Origin of the sequence: Variovorax paradoxus (assembly GCF_009498455.1) — a bacterium.
Lineage (GTDB): Bacteria > Pseudomonadota > Gammaproteobacteria > Burkholderiales > Burkholderiaceae_C > Variovorax > Variovorax paradoxus_H.
On sequence record NZ_CP045644.1, the window covers coordinates 3,772,520 to 3,788,884 of the forward strand.

The following is a 16,365-nucleotide window of genomic DNA, read 5'->3' on the forward strand; positions in this document are numbered from 1 at the left end:
GGTGGGCCGCAAGGTAGCACGCCAGCCTCAGCCTGTGCCTGAGGCTGGGTGCGCGAAAGCCGCATTTCCAGCCGATGAACCCGTCGGCAGACTTCGCGGCGATGACGATGTTCAATGATGCGATGGGCCTGTGGGCGGCGGCTGCGGCGGTGTTCCTGCTGGCCGGCCTGATCAAGGGCGTGATCGGCCTCGGGCTGCCGACCGTGGCGATGGCGCTGCTCGCGCTGTGGATGTCGCCCGCACAGGCGGCGGCGCTGCTGATCGTGCCGTCGCTGGTCACCAACCTCTGGCAGACAGGGCCGCGTGCGAGCTTCGGCGCCGTGTTCCGCCGCATCGGTCGCATGCAGGCCGGCGTCGTGGTGGGCACGCTCGCCGGGGCGTGGTGGCTGGGCGTACCGGCCGGGGCTTGGGCCTCACTGGCCCTCGGTGTGGCGCTGGTGGCTTATGCGCTGTGGGGGCTGACGGGGCGGCAGCTGCACGTGAGCGAGGCGCAGGCGCGCTGGCTCGGTCCCGTGGTGGGCGCCGCGACGGGGCTGGTGACCGCCGTGACCGGCGTGTTCGCGGTGCCGGCCGTGCCGTACCTGCAGGCGCTGGGTTTCCAGCGCGATGGGCTGATCCAGGCGATGGGGATCTCGTTCACGACCTCGACCGTGGTGCTGGCCCTGGGGCTGGCGGCCAACGGGAGCTACCCGGCGGCGGTGCTGGGCGGGTCGGTCGCGATGCTGGTACCGGCCGTCGGCGGCATGGTGCTGGGCACCTGGCTGCGGCAGCGTTTGCCGGTGGCCGTGTTCCGGCGCTGCTTTCTGATCGGGCTGGCGCTGCTGGGGGCGTACATGGCGCTGCGCGCCGCCATGTGATCGGTCAGCCTGCGGCCAGCAGGGCCTCGCGCACGCGCTCGATGGTCTGGCGGTAGGGCAGGGCGAAGTCTTCGATGTCCGCGTCGGCCTCGAGCCAGTAGAACGAGAACACCAGGCCTTCTTCTTCGGGGCTGCCCGTGGCCATGTGCTCGAAGGTCTCGGGCAGGTCGCGCTCGTCGCGCATCAGGAAGATGTGCCAGCGCTGCGGATGGCGGTGCGTGTTGCCTTCGACGCCGGCTTCGCATTCGCGCTCCAGCGTGCCCAGCGACTCGAGTTGGCCGGCGAACAACAGGCCCGATTCCTCGAGCAGCTCACGCCGCACGGCCGCCTCGGGCGACTCGCCGGGCTCGATCGTGCCCTTGGGCAGCTGCATGTTGCCGTCTTCGGGGTGACGGAACACCAGCAGCCGGCCCCGCGCATCGACCAGGCAGGCGCAGGCCTTCGGGATCGTTGCGACGGGCGCGGCGCCGATCGCGCTGCTGCTGCCGTTCTTCATGGCGGTGGCCGCCTCAGGCGCCCGTGAGGGCGGCCTTGACCGCGGCGCTGACCTGGCCCATGTCGGCCTTGCCGGCCAGGCGCGTCTTGACCACGCCCATCACCTTGCCCATGTCGCCAGGGCCGGCCGCGCCGAGCTCGGTCACGATGGCTTTCACGGCGGTGGCGACTTCGTCGGCGCTCATGCGCTGGGGCTGGTAGACCTCGAGCACCTTGATCTCGGCGGCTTCCTTGTCGGCCAGGTCGCTGCGACCGCCGGTGGTGAACGCGGCGATCGAGTCCTTGCGCTGCTTGACCATCTTGTCGACGATGGCGATAACCATGGCGTCGTCGAGCTCCACGCGCTCGTCGACTTCCTTCTGCTTCAGGGCCGCGAGCAGCAGGCGGATGGTGCCCAGGCGTTCCGAATCCTTGGCGCGCATCGCCGTCTTCATGTCTTCGGTGATTTGTTCTTTGAGAGTCATTCTTCGCAACCTTTCGGAAAAAACAAAAGCCGCGGCAGGTTTCCCTGGCGCGGCTGGTGCAACGGGGCGCTGGCGGAGACTTTCGTCGGGCCAGCTGCCCTGGGCGTTGCTTAGTACAGCTTCTTGGGGAGCTGCATGCTGCGCACGCGCTTGTAGTGGCGCTTGACCGCAGCTGCCTTCTTGCGCTTGCGCTCGGCCGTCGGCTTCTCGTAGAACTCGCGGGCGCGCAGGTCGGTCAGCAGGCCGAGCTTTTCGATGGTGCGCTTGAAGCGGCGCAGGGCGACGTCGAAGGGCTCGTTTTCTTTAACGCGGATGGTGGTCATTGATGAATCGTTGAAATGGATTTGGCCGGGGGAGATCGAGGCCCCAAGCCGGGGTTCCTCAACTGAACAATTTTGTGGCCGTTGAGGGAAGGCCAAAAGTTAGCCCGCGAGTATAGCACTCCCCCAGGCTGCGCGCACTTCGTGTCGCTTCTCCAACCCCCTCGCCGGGGGCGACACCTGAGGCCCGGCAAAGCCGGTTCCTCGGTGTCCTGGAAAAAACCTCAGGGGCGCCTTCAGAGTGCCTGTGCGCACGCATGTGCGCTCGCCCAGGCCCACTGGAAGTTGTATCCGCCCAACCAGCCCGTCACATCGACCACTTCACCGATGAAATACAGGCCCGGCTGCTTGGATTCCATGGTTTGTGACGACAGGTCGCGGGTGTCGACGCCGCCCGCCGTCACCTCGGCCTTCTTGTAGCCCTCGGTGCCGCTGGGCGTGATCTGCCAGCGGGCGATGCGCTCCGACAGCACCATCAGCGCCTTGTCGGTGGCTTCGTTGACCGGTCGCTGAAGGGCCGGGTCTTCGCCGACCCAGGCGTCGGCCAGCCGCGAGGGCACCAGCGCGGCCAGTTCGTTGGCGATGCGCTTCTTGGAGCGCAGCTTGGCATCGGCCAGCGATTCGGCCACGTTCACGCCGGGCGCGAAGTCCAGCGTCAGCGGGGCGCCGGGCTTCCAGTAGCTCGAAATCTGCAGCACCGCCGGCCCCGACAGGCCGCGGTGGGTGAACAGCAGGTCTTCCAGGAAGGTCATCTTGTCCTTCTTGCCGCCGGTCTCGATGCGCACCGGCAGCGCCAGCCCGGCCAGGCTGGCGTAGGGCGCCCAGGCGTCGCCGCCGAAGGTCAGCGGCACCAGCGCCGGGCGCGGCGTGACCAGGCGCAGGCCGAACTGCTCGGCGAGCCGGTAGCCGAAGTCGCTCGCACCAATTTGGGGAATCGACAGGCCGCCGGTCGCCACCACGAGCTTGGGCGTGTCGATCGGGCCGCGCGTGCTACTGATTTGATAGCGACCGTCGATGAAAGAGATGTCGCCCAGCTTGCACGGCTGCCAGCGTTCGACGTTGCCGGTGGCGCATTCGGCCAGGAGCATGTCGACGATCTGCTGCGAAGAGCCGTCGCAGAACAGCTGGCCCTTGTGCTTCTCGTGGTACGCGATGCCGTGGCGCTGCACCATGTCGATGAACTGCTGCGGCGAATAGCGCGAGAGCGCCGAGCGGCAGAAATTCGGGTTGTCGCCGACGAAATGGCGCTGCGGGGCGCGCACGTCGAGGTCGCGATTGGTGAAGTTGGCGCGGCCACCGCCCGAGATGCGGATCTTTTCGCCGACCTTCTCGCTGTGGTCGACCAGCAGCACGCGCAGCCCGCGTTGGCCCGCCAGCGCGGCGCAGAAGAGACCGGCTGCGCCGGCACCGACGACTACGACGTCAAAGGAAGAAGAAGGGGAAGGAGGAGAAGAGCTCAAGCGGGTCCGTCCGCCGCCAGCACGGGCGGCGGGTTGTATTTGAGGTGGCCCACGTAGCGCAGCGGCTGCGTGGCGGCAATCGAGGGCACGTCGCCCTCGCGCATGTGGAGCAGGTCGGCCGGGCTCACCCAGCGCGGGTCGGCGTCGGTGATCGGCGCGCCGGCCTGGCGGTAGGCCTCCAGCACGAACTGCGAGCAGAAGAACTGGTCGTTGCGGCTGGCGCCCAGTTGCACCATCGCCATGCCGCTGATGCAGTACGCGCTGACGGCCGAAGGAATCAGCGGCAGCTCGCACAGCCGGCGGTTCAGCACGAAAGGCGCGTTCAGCAGCACGCCGGCCGTGTTGTAGCGCGTGCCGACCTTGGAATTTGCCCAGTCGCGCATCTTCTCGATGTGGTTCGACTCAAGGCCCGGCACGCGAAAGGCCACGACCATCTGTTCTTCGTCGACCACGTCGGCCAGCCGGCGCGCGCGCACGCCGGTGCCCACGGCTTCGGCGATGAGCCCGTCGCCCAGGTAGAGGACGGCATGGCTCACCGGCGAGAAGGTGCCCAGGCGGATGCCGAACGAGTTCACCGTGGCAATCGAGGTCAGCAGGATGTCGCCGGGCTCCAGCACCTCGGCGCCGATGAGTTCGCCGCCGTTGCCGGGGGCAATCACCGAGCTCTGCACGCGCAGGCGCAGGCCCGAGGTTTCGGACGGCATCTCGATGCGCGTGGCGCAGGCCGAGAGCAGCAGTGGCAGCGCGACCGCGAGCGCGGCAGCGCGAAGAAGGGAGGCCATGGTCATCCCTTCCAGATGAAAGGGAACTTCAGCTGCTTGAAGAAGCCGTTGGGCACGTAGTCGCCCAGCACGCCGTACTTCTCGGGCCAGAGCTTGGTGCTCTTCACCGCGGTGCCGAACAAATAGTCGAGGAAGGCGTAGTGCGCCGCATAGTTCTTGTCGAGCGCCTCGATGTCCTGGCTGTGGTGCCAGTGGTGGAAGTTGGGCGTCACGATGAGGTAGCGCAGCGGCCCCAGCCGCACGCTCACGTTGCAGTGGTTGAACACCGCCTGGAAGCCGACCACCACGATGTAGGCGTCGATCACGTCCTTGCTGAAGCCCAGCACGTAGATCGGCGCCAGCACCAGCGTGCGCGTGATCAGCAGCTCCAGGATGTGCTGGCGCGAGCCCGCCATCCAGTCCATGCTCTTCACGCTGTGGTGCACGGCGTGCAGGCGCCACAGCACCGGCACCTCGTGGTACGCGCGGTGCGTCCAGTACTGCACGAGGTCGGCCACCAGAATGATCAGCAGGATGCCGGCCCAGAACGGCAGGTTGCCCACCCAGCCGCGGATGCCGTCGTTGGCGGCCCAGCCGAAGAGCTTGTGCACCATGAGGTTGGTGGCCAGCAGCACGAAGCCCACGATCATGTGGTTCACCACGAAGTGATGAAAGTCGGTCTGCCACTCTTCGCGGAACACGGGTTGGTCCTTGCGCAAGGCAAACAGCTTCTCGATGAAGATGAAGATCAGCGACGAGCCCAGCAGGTCGAGGATGAACCAATCGAGCCCGATGTACGGCGTGTGATCGGCAAAGTCGTGCACCGGCACCTTGTGCCCGCCGAGCAGCGCCGACACCACCACCAGCAGGAACGCGGCCGACGAGAGCCAGCGCGAGCGGTTGAAGATGATGTTGACCAGCGAGAGCCCGCCGGCAATGACCAGCGCCGTCAGCAGAATGACGCGCATCACGTCGACGTTGTAGCTCTTGCGCAGCTCGGGCGTGGTCAGGTACTGCGGGAAGTGGAAGGCCAGCACGCCCAGAAAGCACAGGGCCGCGAGGCTGAAGGCGATGGTGCCCGTGACCAGCCCGCGCCCGCGGCGCAGCTCGCCGTGGCTTTCGGTGAATTCGTTGAGTTTGTCGAGCATCCCTGCCTCTTCCTTCTTGTTCGTTGGATCGGGCGGGATTTTAGGCGTCGCTCAGGCGAGCGCCTCGGTGGCTCGGCCTTCCCGGGCCGTTGCTGTCCGCAGCGGTCCCCGGCCTTGGGGCGCAGTACCGCCTTGCACGACAGGACGACTGGCCGAAGAGTCCGGTGTGAACGTGGAGACGATCCGCTGCGACCAGCCGATTTTCTCGCCTGCTGTAACCAAGGCATCACGGGCCCCGAACTACCAAATGACCTCGCGTTCCAGCGTGGCAACCACTTCAACCAACCGGAGTTCACTCATGATCCATCGTCCTCTCGTCACCGCCGCCCTCGCGTTGGGTGCCCTTGCCGCCGGCTCCGCCATGGCCCAGGACAAACCGATGGCCGACAAGGCGGTCAAGATGGAAAAATGCTACGGCGTTTCGATGGCCGGCAAGAACGATTGCGCCGCCGGCCCCGGCACCACCTGCGCCGGCACGTCGAAGGTCGACTACCAGGGCAACGCCTGGAAGAACGTCCCGGCCGGCACCTGCGCCGCCATCAAGACGCCCAAGGGCATGGGCTCGCTGACACCCATCAAGTCCTGATCGCCGCCGACCGCCGCCATGCAAGGTCCGCTCACCGCCGGGCTCGGCCTCAAGCCCGAACACTACGCCGATGCACTGTCGGCCCGGACCGAAGGCTTGTGGTTCGAGGTGCATCCCGAGAACTACATGGTGGACGGCGGTCCGCGGCTCGGGTGGCTGGAAGCCATTCGGGCTCACCATCCGGTGTCGCTGCACGGGGTCTCGCTGTCGCTCGCGGGCGATGCGCCGCCGGACCCCGCACACCTGCGGCGACTGGCCGCGCTCGCGCAACGCATCCAGCCCGCGCTGATCTCCGAACACCTCGCCTGGTCGAGGTGGGATGGCCGGTATTTCCCCGACCTGCTGCCCTTCGTGCGCAGCACCGAGGCGCTGCACCGCATCGCCGACAACATCGCGCGCACGCAGGATGCACTGCGCACCACCATCGCCATCGAGAACCCGTCCCACTACCTGCGCATCGAGGGCCACACATGGGACGAGGTCGATTTCCTCTCGGCGCTGGCGCGGCGCACCGGTTGCACGCTGCTGCTGGACATCAACAACGTGCATGTCTCGGCGTCCAACCTGGCGTACCCGGCGCAAGACTGGATCGACCGCGTTTCGCAGGCGATGGTGAGCGAAATCCATCTCGCGGGCCATTCGAGTGATCCGGCGATGGGCGAGACCTTGCTGATCGACTCGCACGATGCCCCCATAGCACCGGTGGTCTGGCAGCTTTATCGCCGCTTCATCGAGCGCGCGGGGCCTCGCCCCACGCTGATCGAGCGCGACGGCAACCTGCCGGCCTTCAGCGAACTGATGGACGAGCGCCATCGGGCCGCCGCCGAACTGCAACGCGCGGCCTGGGAGGCCGTGGCATGAACACGTCGCACGCACAGTTCCAGGCGGCCTTCGCCGATGCGCTTTTCGCGCCGCGAGAGCGGGTGGACCCGAGCCTGCGGCATCTGGCTGAGCAGCCGGCCTTCGCGGTCTATCGCAACACCGTGATGAAAGGCTGCGTCGATACGCTCGAAGCAAATTTTCCGGCGGTGGTGCGGCTGGTCGGCAGCCCGTGGTTCCGGGCCGCCGCCGCCGTGTACGTGGCCGCCGAGGCGCCGCGCGACGGCCGCATGCTGACCTACGGCAGCCGGTTTGCCGAGTTCCTGCGCAACTTCGGCCCAGCGGCGGAGCTCCCCTACCTGCCCGGCGTGGCGCAGCTCGACGCCCTGTGGCGCGAATCCCATGCTGCGCAGGATGCGCCGGTGCTCGACGCGGCCGGGCTGGCGCCTGTCGCACCCGAGGCCATTGCCCGCCTGAAGGCGAGTCCCCATCCGGCGGCACGGTGGGCGTGGTTCGATGCGCAGCCTGTCTTCAGCATCTGGTCGCGCAACCGCCAGGGTGCGGACCACACCTTCGACGCAGATGCCACCGAGTCCCTCGAACTGCTCTGGAAGGGCGAGGGCGCGGTGCTGACGCGGCCCGCAGACGTGGTGCACTGGTGCGCCATCCCGCAAGCCGGTTGCACCTTCCTCGATGCCTGTGCGGTCGGACTGCCGCTGGCCGAGGCGGCCGAACAGGCGCTCGCCATCGATCCCGCCGCTGACCTTGCCGCGCTCTTCGGCACCTTGCTGCGCGCCGGCGCATTCACCGGCGGCACACTCCCGCTCGATCCCCCTGGAGGCGCCTCATGAACTCGCGTGCCGACACACCCAAGCCTGCCGCGGTCGCCCGCGGGAAAGATCTTCGCGCGCGCTGGAACGCGCTGGCCGACCGGCTCACGTGCATCGTTCCGCACGACTTGCTCGCCGTGGTCACGCGGATCGGCATTGCGGCGATTTTTCTCCTGTCGGGACGCACCAAGGTCGAGGGCTTCCTGACGCTGACCGACAGCGCCTACGAACTCTTTCGCACCGAATACAAGCTGCCGCTCGTGCCCCCCGAGATCGCGGCACACCTCGCAGCCTATGCGGAGCACCTGTTTCCGGTGCTGCTGGTGCTAGGCCTGTTCACGCGGCTCTCGGCGCTCGCACTGCTGGGCATGACGCTGGTGATCCAGGTCTTCGTGTATCCCGATGCCTGGCCGACGCACCTGTCATGGGCGGCGCTGCTGCTGTACCTGGTCGGTCGCGGGCCGGGACGTCTGTCGCTGGACCGGCTGCTGGGCCTGCGCTGATCCGGCCGGCGTCGCGTGACGAAGCATCGCCCCCCGGCGCAGGACTAAACTCCACCGGCCATGGTCCGCTGCCGTCATCTCCATCGCTGCCTGGTTGCGTTTTTCGCAGCCCTGTCGCTGCTGTTTTCGCAGCTGGCTCTGGCGGGCTATGTCTGTCCCGGTGCGCCGGATGCGGGTGCCATGCCCGAAATGATGGCTTCCGGCGAGCCCTGCGACAGCATGGACACGGTGCAGCCCGTGCTGTGCTTCCAGCACGCCGCCGACCTGTCGCTGTCCTTCGAACCGGTGAAGCTGACCACGCCCTCGCTGCCCGCCATCGTGCAGCTCGTGGTGATGCCCCTGGTGCTGGTGCCGGAAGGCCACGTGCTTCCGCCGCAGGCCGTGCCGGAGCGGCAGCATCCACCGCCCGATCCTGTTTTTCTTGCCACGCGCAGACTGCGCGTCTGACACCTCCCTCGACTGACTGGTGCTGGTGCGGCGCGTCCGCTTGCCAGCGATACCTCGTTCGTTTGCGGAGTTCTCATGTCCCTTCCTTTGTCGCGCGCGGCCGTCTGGGCCGTCGCGTTGCTGCCGTCCCTTGTGGCGGCGGCCCCCCTGTCCCTTGACGCGGCGCTTGAGCTTGCCGCCCGGCGTTCCGAAGCCACCCGCGCCGCCCGTGCCGGCGTCGCCAGCGCCACGGCGGCGGCATCCGCGGCCCCGGAGCTTCCCGACCCCACACTGCGCATCGGTGTCGACAACCTGCCCGCGACGGGCGCGGATCGCTTCCACACCACGCGTGACTCGATGACGATGAAGCGCATCGGCATCAGCCAGGAATGGCTGTCCGCCGACAAGCGCGCCGCGCGGCAGGCCGCCGCCGATGCCTCGGTCGGCCGGGAAACGGTGCAGGTGCAGGCCGCAGCCGCCGACACCCGCCAGCAGACCGCGCTCGCGTACGTGGACGCGTTCTACCTCGGGGAGAGCCTGAAGCTCGCGCGGCTCATGGAGCTCCATGCGCATGAAGAGTGGGAGGCGTCGCGTGCGCGCCTGTCTTCGGCCGCGGGGAGCAGCCAGGACGTGCTGGCATTGGCTGGCGCCAGAGGCGTCTCGGAAGACGAGACGGCAGACTTCCTGCAGCAGCAGGAGGCCGCAAGCGTCGCTTTCCAGCGCTGGGTCGGGATACCGCCTGACGACCTGCTGCCTCCGGCTGCCATCGCCCTGCCATCCGAAGAAGCCTATGTGGCCGCACACCCCACGGTCGCGGCCATGCAGCGCGATGTCGATGTGGCCAGGCAGACGGCCGCCGTCACCGCGTCCAACCGCAAGCCCAACTGGACCTGGGAGCTCGCCTACGGCCAGCGCAGCGGCTATGCCGACATGGTGTCGGTCGGCCTGAGCATTCCGCTGCCCGTTGCCCCCGCGCAAAGGCAGGACCGGGACACCGCGGCCAAGCTGGCGCTGGTCGAGAAGGCCGAGGCCGACCTGGCCGAAGCCACCCGGGCCGCGACCGCCGAATACCGGGCGCTCCGCAGCGATGCGCAACGCCTGCTACAGCGCATCGACCGCTACCGCGCCGGCGTCGTCGTTCCGGCCGGCCACAGAACGGCTGCCGCGACCGCGGCCTACCGCTCCAACCAGGGCAGCCTCGTCACGCTGTTCGAGGCACGGCATGCCGAAGTCGAAGCCCAGCGCAAGCTGTTGACGCTGCAGCGCGACCTGGCCAGGACCCACGTTCAACTGGCCTTCCGGCCGCTTGCTGCCGAGGTGGCCCCATGAACCGGACCCGAACGATCGGCGCAGCGCTGCTGGCCGCCTTGGTGCTCGCAGCGAGCGCTTTCTACCTGGGCCGCAGGACGGCACAACCCACGGACGCGTCGATGGCCGTGCCGACCCACGCACCCACGGCCGACGGTCGCAAGGTTCTCTACTGGCACGACCCCATGGTTCCGGGCCCGCGCTTCGACAAGCCCGGCAAGTCGCCCTTCATGGACATGCAACTTGTGCCCATGTACGCAGACAGCGCCACAGGCACGGCCAACCAGGGCAGCGTGCAGGTGAGCCCCACGGTCCAGCAGAACCTCGGCATCCGGCTTGCGAGCGTGCGGCGCACACAAAGCGCCGCGTCCTTCGATGCGGTCGGCACCGTGCAGTTCGACGAGCGGCGCAACGTCGCCGTGCAGACGCGCGTCGCCGGCTACGTCGAGCGCCTGTCGGTCCGCGCGCCCATGGAGCGCGTGCGCAAGGGACAGGCGCTGGCGACGGTCTTCGCGCCGGAGTGGCTCGGGCCGCAGAACGAGCTGCTGGCCCTCAAGCGATCGGGCGTCGCCCCCGATCTCATTGCAGCTGCGCGTGACCGGATGCGGGCCCTGTCGATCCCCGCCGAGCTCATTCGCCGCAGCGAGGAGACCGGCACGGCGCAGGCGCGCTACGTGCTCACTGCGCCGTCCGACGGCGTGGTGGCCGAGCTGGGCGTGCGCGAAGGCGTCGCCGTCACGCCCGGCATGACGCTGTTCCGCATCGCGGGCCTGGAGAAGGTCTGGGCGGTGGCCGAGATTCCGGAAGCGCGGGCCGTGCGTCTCGCGCGCGGCCAGAAGGTCAAGGCGATCCTTCAGGCCGATGCGGCCCAGTCTTTCGAGGGGGCGCTCGACGAGATCCTTCCCGAGATCAACACGTCGACCCGCACCCTGAAGGCCCGTTTCGAGGTCGACAACAGGAACGGCAAGCTCACACCCGGCATGCTGCTGCGCCTGCAGGTGACGGGCCCCGCCAGCACCCGGTTGGTCGTGCCGTCCGAAGCCGTCATCCGCACCGGCAAGCGCGCGGTCGTCATCGTGCGCAAGGCAGACGGCGCGTTCGAGCCGCGCGACGTGTCGCCGGGCGCGGACCTGGGCGACGACACCGAAGTCGTCTCGGGCCTGAATGAAGGCGACCAGGTCGTCGCCAGCGGCCAGTTCCTCATCGACTCGGAAGCCCGGCTGCGTTCGGTGCTGGGCACCATGGCACCTTCGCCGGCAACGACCCCTCCGGCCGCCGTGCTGCACAAGGCCGAAGGGAGGGTCGAAAGCGTGGAGCCAGACGGCCTCACGATCTCGCACGGCCCTGTCGCCACGCTCAAGTGGCCATCCATGACGATGGGCTTCGCCAAGACGTCGCCAGACGCCTTCGCCCAGATCAAGCCCGGTGACCAGATCCGCTTCGAGTTCAAGGAAGGCGGCCCCACGGGCTACGAACTGGTCTCCGTGCAGCGCATGCCACAGGGTGCGAAGCAATGATCGCCGCCCTCATCCGCTGGTCGGTCGGCAACCGCTTCCTGGTGCTGATCGCGACCCTGTTCCTGGTGGCTGCCGGCTGGTGGTCGGCCGCCCGCACGCCGCTCGATGCGCTGCCCGACCTGTCGGACACGCAGGTCATCATCCGCACGCCTTTCCCTGGCAAGGCACCCCAGGTGGTCGAAGACCTCGTCACCTACCCGCTGACCACCACGATGCTCAGCGTGCCCGGCGCCAAGACCGTGCGCGGCTACTCCTTCTTCGGCGACTCGTTCGTCTACGTGCTGTTCGACGACAAGACCGATCCGTATTGGGCGCGCTCGCGCGTCGTCGAGTACCTGAACCAGGTGCAGAGCAGGTTGCCGGCCGGTGCCAATGCATCACTGGGCCCCGATGCCACGGGCGTGGGCTGGGTCTACGAGTACGCACTGGTCGACCGCACGGGCACGCGCGACATCGGGCAGCTGCGCGCGCTGAACGACTGGTTCCTCAAGTTCGAACTCAAGACGGTGCCCGACGTGGCCGAGGTCGCCAGCATCGGCGGCATGGTGCGCCAGTACCAGGTGGTGCTCGACCCCGACCGCATGCGCGCACTCGGCATCACGCAGTCGATGGTCGTGGCGGCGCTGCAGAAGGCCAACCAGGCCTCGGGCGGCTCGGTCGTGGAACTCGCCGAGGCCGAATACATGGTGCGTTCGCGCGGCTACCTGCGTTCGCTGGACGACTTCCGCACCATCCCGCTGGCCCTGACGGGCGCGACGCCGGTGCTGCTGCGTGACGTGGCGACGGTGCAGATCGGCCCCGAGATGCGCCGCGGCATCGCCGAGCTCGACGGCGAAGGCGAGGTGGCCGGCGGCGTGATCGTCATGCGCTCGGGCAAGAACGCGCGCTCGACCATCGAGGCCGTCAAGGCCAAGCTGGAGACGCTCAGGCCCGGCCTGCCGCCGGGCGTCGAGATCGTGCCCACCTACGACCGCGCGCTGCTGATCGACCGCGCCGTGGACAACCTGCGCGGCAAGCTGATCGAGGAGTTCATCGTCGTCGCGCTCGTCTGCGCGGTCTTCCTGTTCCACCTGCGCTCCGCGCTCGTGGCGGTGGTGGCGTTGCCGATCGGCGTGCTGGCGGCGTTCGTCGTCATGCACTGGCAGGGTGTCAACGCCAACATCATGTCGCTGGGCGGCATCGCGATCGCCATCGGCGCGATGGTGGACGGCGCCATCGTGATGGTCGAGAACGTGCACAAGCACATCGAGGTGTTCGAGACGGCGCAGGGCCGGCAGCCGACAGTGGGGGAACGGTGGCAGCTTGTTGCCGATGCGTCCGTGGAGGTCGGGCCTGCGCTGTTCTTTTCGCTGCTGGTGATCACGCTGTCCTTCGTGCCCGTGTTCTCGCTCGAGGCGCAGGAGGGGCGGCTGTTCTCGCCGCTGGCTTTCACCAAAACCTACGCCATGGCCGCTGCGGCGGGCCTGTCGGTCACGTTGATCCCGGTGCTCATGGGCTACCTGGTGCGCGGACGCATTCCGCACGAGGCGTCCAACCCCGTGAACCGCTTCCTGATGGCGGTGTACCGGCCCGCGCTGGAGCTGGTGCTGCGCTTTCCCAAGGGAACGCTCGCCGTGGCTGCCGTGGTGCTCGCGCTCACGGCCGTTCCGCTGATGCGGCTGGGCGGTGAGTTCATGCCGCCGCTGGACGAAGGCGACCTGCTCTACATGCCCTCGGCACTGCCGGGGCTGTCGGTGTCGAAGGCCGCCGAGCTGTTGCAGCAGACCGACCGCCTGATCAAGACCGTGCCCGAGGTCGCGCGCGTGTTCGGCAAGGCCGGCCGCGCGGACACCGCGACCGACCCGGCGCCGCTCGAGATGTTCGAGACCACCATCCAGTTCAAACCGAAGGATCAATGGCGCGCCGACATGACGCCCGACAGGCTGGTCGAGGAACTGGACCGCGCCGTCAAGGTGCCGGGCCTGACCAACGTGTGGGTGCCGCCCATTCGCAACCGCATCGACATGCTGGCCACGGGCATCAAGAGCCCGGTCGGCATCAAGGTGGCGGGGGCGGACCTGGGCACCATCGATTCGCTCACCACGCAGATCGAGGTGGCGGTCAAGAACGTTCCCGGCGTGTCGTCGGCGCTGGCGGAGCGGCTCACCGGCGGGCGCTACATCGACGTCGATGTCGACCGGCTCGCAGCGGCGCGCTACGGGCTCTCGGTGGCGGATGTGCAGGCCGTGGTGTCCACGGCCATCGGCGGCGAGAACGTGGGTGAGGTCATCCTGGGCCGCGAGCGCTACCCCATCAACGTGCGCTACCCACGCGAGATCCGCGATTCGCTGGAGCGGCTGCGGCAGTTGCCCTTCGTGACCGACAAGGGCGCGCAGTTGCTGCTCGGCGACGTCGCGCGCATCGCGATCGAAGACGGCCCGCCGATGCTGCGCAGCGAGAACGCGCGGCTCTCGGGCTGGGTCTACGTGGATGTGCGCGGGCGCGACCTGCGCTCCGCCGTCAACGACATGCAGGCGGCGGTCGAGAAGGTGGTGAAGATGCCCGCCGGCTATGCGGTGTCGTGGTCCGGCCAGTTCGAATACCTGGAGCGTGCGACCGAGCGGCTGAAGCTGGTGGTCCCGGCCACGCTGGCGGTCATCTTCGTGCTGCTGTACCTGCTGTTCCGCTCATTCGCCGATGCGGCCCTGGTGATGGCGGCGGTGCCGTTCTCGCTCGTCGGCGGTTTCTGGCTCATCTGGGCGCTGGGCCACTCGATCTCGGTCGCGACGGCGGTGGGCTTCATCGCGCTGGCGGGCGTGGCGGCCGAGTTCGGCGTGGTGATGCTGATCTACCTGAAGAATGCGCTGGCACGGCGCCTGGACGCCGGGGAGCCGATGAACGACGACACCTTGTTGGCAGCGATCCGCGAAGGCGCGGTGCTGCGCGTGCGGCCCAAGGCCATGACCGTGGCCGTTGTGATGGCGGGGCTGCTGCCCATCCTGTGGGGCAGCGGCACCGGCTCGGAGGTGATGACCCGCATTGCCGCGCCCATGGTGGGCGGCATGGTCACCGCGCCGCTGCTCAGCATGCTCGTCGTGCCCGCGGCCTGGTATCTGCTGCGCCGTCGCGGCCACGCGGAGCGCGCCTCGGCTTTGACGGGAACAAGGTGTGGAGAAACTGGCTAGGTACCGAACCGGCCGGCGTCGCCCGGCTGCAGCGCGGCTGCGGCCAGCCCCTGCAGCACATCGCCCACCACGATCACCGCCGGACTGACCAGCCCGGCATCGGCGATGCGGGCCTGCAGACCCTGCAGCGTGGCCACGAGGTGGCGCTGGTGCGGCAGGCTTGCGTGCTGCACCACGGCCACGGGCGTGTCGCCCGGCAGGCCGTGCAGCAGTTCGCGCTCGATATGGCCGGCGCCCGAGACGCCCATGTAGATCACCAGCGTGAGGCGGGCGTTGTGCGCCGTGGCGGCCAGCGCGCGCCAGTCGGTCGGGTCTTCGGCCGCGCCGGCGCCTGTCTTGGCGTGGCCGGTGACGAACACCACGCCCTGCGCGTGGTCGCGGTGGGTGAGCGGCACGCCCAGCGAGGTCACGGCGGCCAGGCCGGCGGTGATGCCGTTGACCACGGTGCATTCGATGCCGGCTTCGCGCAGGTGCTCCACCTCTTCGCCGCCGCGCCCGAAGATGAACGGGTCGCCGCCCTTGAGGCGCACCACGGTCTCGCCCTCGCGCACGGCCGTGATCATGAGGCGCTCGATGAACGCCTGCGGCGTGCTCTTGCAGCCGCCGCGCTTGCCCACATGCACGATGCGCGCGCCGGGCCGGGCATAGGCCTGGAGCACGGCGTCGTTCACGAGGTCGTCGACCAGCAGCACCGTGGCGGCCTGGATCGCCTTGACGGCCTTGACCGTCAGCAGCTCGGGGTCGCCGGGGCCGGCGCCCACCAGCGTGCAGCGGCCGGTGATGAGGGGAAGTGCGTGGTTCATGCGTGGGAGGCCAGTTCGGTGATGTGCCTGACTTGCGTCGCGATGGCTTCGGGCACGGGAAGCTCGCCGGCCAGCACGCGTCGCGTGTACTCGGCCGTGGTGGCGACGTCGATTTCTTTCGGCAACCCGGGCACGTCGGCGGTGGTGCCGGCAGCCTGGGCCTGGAGTTCGCTGCGCACGCCGCGCACGAAGCCGTCGATCTGCGCGGTGCGGCGCGGGTCGGACACCACTTCGCCTTCGAGGCCGCGCGAGAGCAGGGCGGTCATGCCCGTGAGCTCGAAGGTCTCGCCCATCGTGCGGGCGTATTCGGGGTGCGTGTAGCTGGCCACCACCACGCAGGGGCCGGTGGTCGGGCGCATCAGCTTGACCACGCTGTGGCCGGGGTTGCGCAGGCCCACCACGCGGCGCACGTCGAGCAGGCGCTTGAGCGCGGGGTTCAGCAGCTCGGTCGGGGCAAAGCCCACCTGGCCGGCGGCGAGCGGGGTGAGCGTGGTCATGGGGGGCATGTCCAGGGCTGAAAGCACGTTCGATGCCAGTACGCGCGAGGTTTCGCTCGCGCTGCCATGCACCAGCACCGCCAGGCCTTCGCGCGCCAGCAGCAGCGCCAGGAGCGGCGTGAGCACCGGCAGCTTGCGCGCGCCGTTGTAGCTGGGCAGTGCGATCAGCGGGCCGCCGCGGGTCGTCACGGGGTTCAGCCGCGCGTGCGTGGCGTCGAGAAAGCCGGCCATCTCCTCGGGCGTCTCGCCCTTGATGCGCATCGCGAGGCAGAAGCCGCCGATTTCCAGGTCGGTGACCGTGCCGTCCAGCACCTGACCGAACAGGTCGCAGGCCTGCTCGCGCGTGAGCGGACGGGCGCCTCGCGCGCCGCGGCCGATTTCCTTGATGTAGTGGCTGATTCCCATGG

The 16,365-nt window shown here is 68.7% G+C and carries 17 protein-coding genes; 9 read left to right on the forward strand and 8 right to left on the reverse strand.

The window, feature by feature from the left end:
• The first annotated feature begins 101 nt into the window (after positions 1–101).
• Positions 102–857, forward strand: a complete 756-nt coding sequence (locus GFK26_RS17190) for a sulfite exporter TauE/SafE family protein (protein WP_194273894.1) — start codon at positions 102–104, stop codon at positions 855–857.
• A gap of 4 nt (positions 858–861) precedes the next feature.
• Here GFK26_RS17190 and GFK26_RS17195 read toward each other — a convergent pair whose 3' ends face one another.
• From GFK26_RS17195 to GFK26_RS17220, 6 genes are all read right to left on the reverse strand, one after another.
• Positions 862–1,353, reverse strand: a complete 492-nt coding sequence (locus GFK26_RS17195) for an NUDIX domain-containing protein (protein ID WP_153283023.1) — start codon at positions 1,351–1,353, stop codon at positions 862–864.
• Between the two features lie 13 nt (positions 1,354–1,366).
• Complete coding sequence (locus tag GFK26_RS17200; RefSeq protein WP_153283024.1) at positions 1,367–1,816, reverse strand: GatB/YqeY domain-containing protein; 450 nt, start codon at positions 1,814–1,816, stop codon at positions 1,367–1,369.
• A gap of 110 nt (positions 1,817–1,926) precedes the next feature.
• A complete protein-coding gene (gene rpsU, locus GFK26_RS17205) occupies positions 1,927–2,139 on the reverse strand; it encodes a 30S ribosomal protein S21 (RefSeq protein WP_007833691.1) in 213 nt (70 codons plus the stop codon).
• A 233-nt stretch (positions 2,140–2,372) separates the two neighbouring features.
• Positions 2,373–3,596: an NAD(P)/FAD-dependent oxidoreductase gene (locus tag GFK26_RS17210; protein WP_153283025.1), complete on the reverse strand. Its 1,224-nt coding sequence runs from the start codon at positions 3,594–3,596 to the stop codon at positions 2,373–2,375.
• Positions 3,593–4,378, reverse strand: coding sequence for a YaeF family permuted papain-like enzyme (locus GFK26_RS17215; RefSeq protein WP_153283026.1), 786 nt, complete (start codon positions 4,376–4,378; stop codon positions 3,593–3,595). The genes GFK26_RS17210 and GFK26_RS17215 overlap by 4 nt, the downstream gene beginning before the upstream one ends.
• 2 nt (positions 4,379–4,380) lie before the next feature.
• Complete coding sequence (locus GFK26_RS17220) at positions 4,381–5,505, reverse strand: sterol desaturase family protein (protein ID WP_153283027.1); 1,125 nt, start codon at positions 5,503–5,505, stop codon at positions 4,381–4,383.
• A 298-nt stretch (positions 5,506–5,803) separates the two neighbouring features.
• On the opposite strand from GFK26_RS17220, the gene GFK26_RS17225 reads away from it, so the two are divergent.
• The 8 genes from GFK26_RS17225 to GFK26_RS17260 all read left to right on the forward strand — a co-directional run bounded on the left by GFK26_RS17225 (position 5,804) and on the right by GFK26_RS17260 (position 14,658).
• Positions 5,804–6,091 carry a DUF2282 domain-containing protein gene (locus GFK26_RS17225; protein ID WP_153283028.1) on the forward strand — a complete coding sequence of 96 codons (288 nt, stop codon included), beginning with the start codon at positions 5,804–5,806 and terminating at the stop codon, positions 6,089–6,091.
• An 18-nt stretch (positions 6,092–6,109) separates the two neighbouring features.
• Positions 6,110–6,952 (forward strand): DUF692 domain-containing protein, encoded by an 843-nt coding sequence (locus tag GFK26_RS17230; protein WP_153283029.1) that lies wholly within the window; start codon positions 6,110–6,112, stop codon positions 6,950–6,952.
• A complete protein-coding gene (locus tag GFK26_RS17235; RefSeq protein ID WP_153283030.1) occupies positions 6,949–7,761 on the forward strand; it encodes a putative DNA-binding domain-containing protein in 813 nt (270 codons plus the stop codon). The genes GFK26_RS17230 and GFK26_RS17235 overlap by 4 nt, the downstream gene beginning before the upstream one ends.
• Complete coding sequence (locus tag GFK26_RS17240; protein WP_153283031.1) at positions 7,758–8,243, forward strand: DoxX family protein; 486 nt, start codon at positions 7,758–7,760, stop codon at positions 8,241–8,243. The genes GFK26_RS17235 and GFK26_RS17240 overlap by 4 nt, the downstream gene beginning before the upstream one ends.
• Before the next feature lie 180 nt (positions 8,244–8,423).
• Positions 8,424–8,690, forward strand: coding sequence for a hypothetical protein (locus tag GFK26_RS17245; RefSeq protein WP_228121672.1), 267 nt, complete (start codon positions 8,424–8,426; stop codon positions 8,688–8,690).
• 75 nt (positions 8,691–8,765) lie between these two features.
• Entirely contained in the window at positions 8,766–9,998 is a 1,233-nt protein-coding gene (locus tag GFK26_RS17250) for a TolC family protein (RefSeq protein WP_153283033.1), read from the forward strand.
• The gene (locus GFK26_RS17255) at positions 9,995–11,494 is read left to right on the forward strand and encodes an efflux RND transporter periplasmic adaptor subunit (RefSeq protein ID WP_153283034.1); all 1,500 of its coding nucleotides are present in this window, start codon (positions 9,995–9,997) and stop codon (positions 11,492–11,494) included. The genes GFK26_RS17250 and GFK26_RS17255 overlap by 4 nt, the downstream gene beginning before the upstream one ends.
• On the forward strand, positions 11,491–14,658 hold the full coding sequence (locus GFK26_RS17260) for an efflux RND transporter permease subunit (protein WP_153283035.1): 3,168 nt from the start codon (positions 11,491–11,493) through the stop codon (positions 14,656–14,658). The genes GFK26_RS17255 and GFK26_RS17260 overlap by 4 nt, the downstream gene beginning before the upstream one ends.
• Here the strand turns inward: GFK26_RS17260 and cobA are convergent.
• On the reverse strand, positions 14,655–15,461 hold the full coding sequence (gene cobA / locus GFK26_RS17265; RefSeq protein WP_153283036.1) for a uroporphyrinogen-III C-methyltransferase: 807 nt from the start codon (positions 15,459–15,461) through the stop codon (positions 14,655–14,657). The genes GFK26_RS17260 and cobA overlap by 4 nt on opposite strands.
• A complete protein-coding gene (gene ybiB, locus GFK26_RS17270; protein WP_153283037.1) occupies positions 15,458–16,363 on the reverse strand; it encodes a DNA-binding protein YbiB in 906 nt (301 codons plus the stop codon). The genes cobA and ybiB overlap by 4 nt, the downstream gene beginning before the upstream one ends.
• Positions 16,364–16,365 lie beyond the last annotated feature (2 nt).

What these genes read in the sequence shown, in the direction of transcription:
- GFK26_RS17255 (WP_153283034.1), top strand. Translation starts at nt 9,995, where the DNA reads ATGAACCGGACCCGAACGATCGGCGCAGCGCTGCTGGCCGCCTTGGTG.
- GFK26_RS17225 (WP_153283028.1), top strand. Translation starts at nt 5,804, where the DNA reads ATGATCCATCGTCCTCTCGTCACCGCCGCCCTCGCGTTGGGTGCCCTT.
- GFK26_RS17190 (WP_194273894.1), top strand. Translation starts at nt 102, where the DNA reads ATGACGATGTTCAATGATGCGATGGGCCTGTGGGCGGCGGCTGCGGCG.
- GFK26_RS17200 (WP_153283024.1), bottom strand. Translation starts at nt 1,816, where the DNA reads ATGACTCTCAAAGAACAAATCACCGAAGACATGAAGACGGCGATGCGC.
- GFK26_RS17245 (WP_228121672.1), top strand. Translation starts at nt 8,424, where the DNA reads ATGCCCGAAATGATGGCTTCCGGCGAGCCCTGCGACAGCATGGACACG.
- GFK26_RS17250 (WP_153283033.1), top strand. Translation starts at nt 8,766, where the DNA reads ATGTCCCTTCCTTTGTCGCGCGCGGCCGTCTGGGCCGTCGCGTTGCTG.
- GFK26_RS17260 (WP_153283035.1), top strand. Translation starts at nt 11,491, where the DNA reads ATGATCGCCGCCCTCATCCGCTGGTCGGTCGGCAACCGCTTCCTGGTG.
- GFK26_RS17220 (WP_153283027.1), bottom strand. Translation starts at nt 5,505, where the DNA reads ATGCTCGACAAACTCAACGAATTCACCGAAAGCCACGGCGAGCTGCGC.
- ybiB (WP_153283037.1), bottom strand. Translation starts at nt 16,363, where the DNA reads ATGGGAATCAGCCACTACATCAAGGAAATCGGCCGCGGCGCGCGAGGC.
- GFK26_RS17240 (WP_153283031.1), top strand. Translation starts at nt 7,758, where the DNA reads ATGAACTCGCGTGCCGACACACCCAAGCCTGCCGCGGTCGCCCGCGGG.
- GFK26_RS17230 (WP_153283029.1), top strand. Translation starts at nt 6,110, where the DNA reads ATGCAAGGTCCGCTCACCGCCGGGCTCGGCCTCAAGCCCGAACACTAC.
- rpsU (WP_007833691.1), bottom strand. Translation starts at nt 2,139, where the DNA reads ATGACCACCATCCGCGTTAAAGAAAACGAGCCCTTCGACGTCGCCCTG.
- cobA (WP_153283036.1), bottom strand. Translation starts at nt 15,461, where the DNA reads ATGAACCACGCACTTCCCCTCATCACCGGCCGCTGCACGCTGGTGGGC.
- GFK26_RS17195 (WP_153283023.1), bottom strand. Translation starts at nt 1,353, where the DNA reads ATGAAGAACGGCAGCAGCAGCGCGATCGGCGCCGCGCCCGTCGCAACG.
- GFK26_RS17215 (WP_153283026.1), bottom strand. Translation starts at nt 4,378, where the DNA reads ATGGCCTCCCTTCTTCGCGCTGCCGCGCTCGCGGTCGCGCTGCCACTG.
- GFK26_RS17235 (WP_153283030.1), top strand. Translation starts at nt 6,949, where the DNA reads ATGAACACGTCGCACGCACAGTTCCAGGCGGCCTTCGCCGATGCGCTT.